Below are 2512 nucleotides of genomic sequence, written 5' to 3'. Positions count from 1 at the left end.
GTGCCCTACGAGCAGGTGCACGAGATGGAGGACATCAACCCCGAGTTCGGCCAGGCCGACGTGGTGCTGGTGCTGGGCGCCAACGACGTGGTCAACCCGGCGGCGAAGACCGATCCGAAGTCGCCGATCGCCGGCATGCCGATTCTCGATGCGTACAAGGCGCGCACCGTGATCGTCAACAAGCGCTCGATGGCCAGCGGCTACGCCGGTCTCGACAACGAGCTGTTCTACATGGACAAGACCATGATGGTGTTCGGCGACGCCAAGAAGGTGGTCGAGGACATGGTCAAGGCCGTCGAGTAACCCGACGAAATGCACGGTGAAACAACCACTTCCGCCACGCGGAAGTGGTTGTTTCTGCGGCAAAAGGTCGCGATGCCTTGCAAAAACCGTCCAGCGCATTACGACCTTAGTATTAAAGGCGTGACGATAGCGAATCCTTAGACTCGGCGCACTGTGTTCGCCATAGGCCGTATCCAAAGGAACCGCTCAATGTCCCTGTACCCTGATCGTATTCGCCTGCAGTCCCTGACCGACAAAATCACCACCGCCGAAGAAGCGGCCAAGCTGGTCAAGAACGGCAACACCGTCGGCATGAGCGGCTTCACCCGCGCCGGCGAAGCCAAGAAGCTGCCGATCGCCATGGCCGAGCGCGCCCGCCACGAAGAGCTGAAGATCACCCTGATCACCGGCGCCAGCCTGGGCAACGACATGGACAAGCTGATGGCCGAATCCGGTCTGCTGGCCCGCCGCATGCCGTTCCAGTCCGACGCCGGCCTGCGCAAGGCGATCAACAAGGGCGAGGTGATGTTCATCGACCAGCACCTGTCCGACACCGCCGAGCAGCTGCGTGCCGGCAGCCTGCCGAAGGTCGACGTGGCCATCATCGAGGCCTGCGCCATCACCGAGAACGGCGGCATCGTGCCGACCACCTCCGTGGGCAACTCCGCCAGCTTCACCGAAGCCGACGTGGTCATCGTCGAGCTGAACCTGGCCCACCCGGCCGCCCTGGAAGGCCTGCACGACATCTACCTGCCGGCCAAGCGCCCGGAGCGCGGCCCGATCCCGCTGGTCAACGGCCAGGATCGCATCGGCACCCCGTACATCCCCTGCGACCCGGCGAAGATCGCCGCCATCGTCATCACCGACCAGGAAGACTCCTACTCCAGCGTCCTGCCGTCCGACGACGAGACCCAGGCCATCGCCGACCACCTGATCGCCTTCTTCGAGAAGGAAGTCGAGCGCGGCAACCTGAGCCCCAGCCTGCTGCCGCTGCAGGCCGGCGTCGGCACCATCGCCAACGCCGTGATGAGCGGCCTGCTGAAGTCCAACTTCAGCGGCCTGACCATGTACTCCGAGGTGCTGCAGGATTCCACCTTCGAGCTGTTCGACGCCGGCAAGCTGGTCGCCGCCTCCGGCTGCTCCTTCACCCTGTCCGAGAAGATGTGCCACCACGTGCTGGCCAACCTCGACAAGTACAAGGACAAGCTGGTGCTGCGCCCGCAGGAAATCTCCAACCATCCGGAGATCGTCCGCCGCATCGGCATCATCGGCATCAACACCGCGCTGGAGTTCGACATCTACGGCAACGTCAACTCCACCCACGTCAACGGCACCCACATGATGAACGGCCTCGGCGGCTCGGGCGACTTCACCCGCAACGCCCACCTGGCCATCTTCGTCACCAAGTCCATCGCCAAGGGCGGCGCCATCTCCTCCGCCGTGCCGATGATCCCGCACGTCGACCATAACGAGCACGACGTCGACATCATCGTCACCGAGCAGGGTCTGGCCGACCTGCGCGGCCTGGCCCCGCGCGAGCGTGCCCAGGTGATCATCGACAACTGCGTGCACCCGGACTTCCGCCCGGCCATGCAGGACTACTTCGACCGCGCCTGCGCCACCGTCGGCGGCCAGACCCCGCACATCCTCGCCGAGGCCTTCTCCTGGCACATCAACATGCAGCAGACCGGCCACATGCTGCGCCAGCCGGGCCACTGCGGCCTGCTCTGATCGCCTGATCGGCTGACCGCTGCATAACTGCGCCGCCTTCGGGCGGCGCAGTCGTTTCCGGGCTGCGACCCGCCACGCAGATGCCACGCCGGTCGCAGCGCGGCAGCGCGCGGCTGGCACGCGGCCCTGCGAATCAATACAGTACGCGCCTCGTCCAGAACCACCGGAGTACCCCCGATGCGAAGCACCCTGCTCGCCGCCACCTTCGTCCTGCTCGCCGCCGGCAGCGCCCAGGCCCAGACCCTGGTCGCCACCAGCAACATCCTGGTGCGCGCCCTCGAACGCAGCCTCGACTTCACCTCCGACACCACCACCTCGGTGCGCGACATGAAGGTGGTGCAGGCCGCCCGCGACGACGCCGCCAGCTTCGTCGCCAGCGAAGGTGCGATCCGCGGCGCCCGCCTGGAGGCCGCCCTGCAACTGCTGCGCGCGCGCGTGCCCGAAGCCCAGGCAGCCAGCGACGCCGAGCTGGCGCAGGCCCTGCTCGCCCTATGATGAA

At 66.0% G+C, this 2512-nt stretch carries 3 protein-coding genes; all 3 read left to right on the top strand.

Annotation, left to right across the window (positions count from 1 at the left end):
- Nucleotides 1–303 (top strand): NAD(P)(+) transhydrogenase (Re/Si-specific) subunit beta (locus tag E5198_RS02490; RefSeq protein ID WP_136488436.1); only part of this gene is annotated, 303 nt, incomplete at its 5' end.
- A 195-nt stretch (nt 304–498) separates the two neighbouring features.
- Nucleotides 499–2013 carry an acetyl-CoA hydrolase/transferase family protein gene (locus tag E5198_RS02485; protein ID WP_136488437.1) on the top strand — a complete coding sequence of 505 codons (1515 nt, stop codon included), beginning with the start codon at nt 499–501 and terminating at the stop codon, nt 2011–2013.
- A 177-nt stretch (nt 2014–2190) separates the two neighbouring features.
- Nucleotides 2191–2508, top strand: coding sequence for a DUF2388 domain-containing protein (locus E5198_RS02480; protein WP_136488435.1), 318 nt, complete (start codon nt 2191–2193; stop codon nt 2506–2508).
- Nucleotides 2509–2512 lie beyond the last annotated feature (4 nt).

The organism is Pseudomonas sp. A-1 (genome assembly GCF_004801855.1).
Classification (GTDB): Bacteria; Pseudomonadota; Gammaproteobacteria; order Pseudomonadales; family Pseudomonadaceae; genus Geopseudomonas.
This window is presented reverse-complemented; position numbering and strand designations above follow the sequence as displayed.

What these genes read in the sequence shown, in the direction of transcription:
- E5198_RS02480 (WP_136488435.1), top strand. Translation starts at nt 2,191, where the DNA reads ATGCGAAGCACCCTGCTCGCCGCCACCTTCGTCCTGCTCGCCGCCGGC.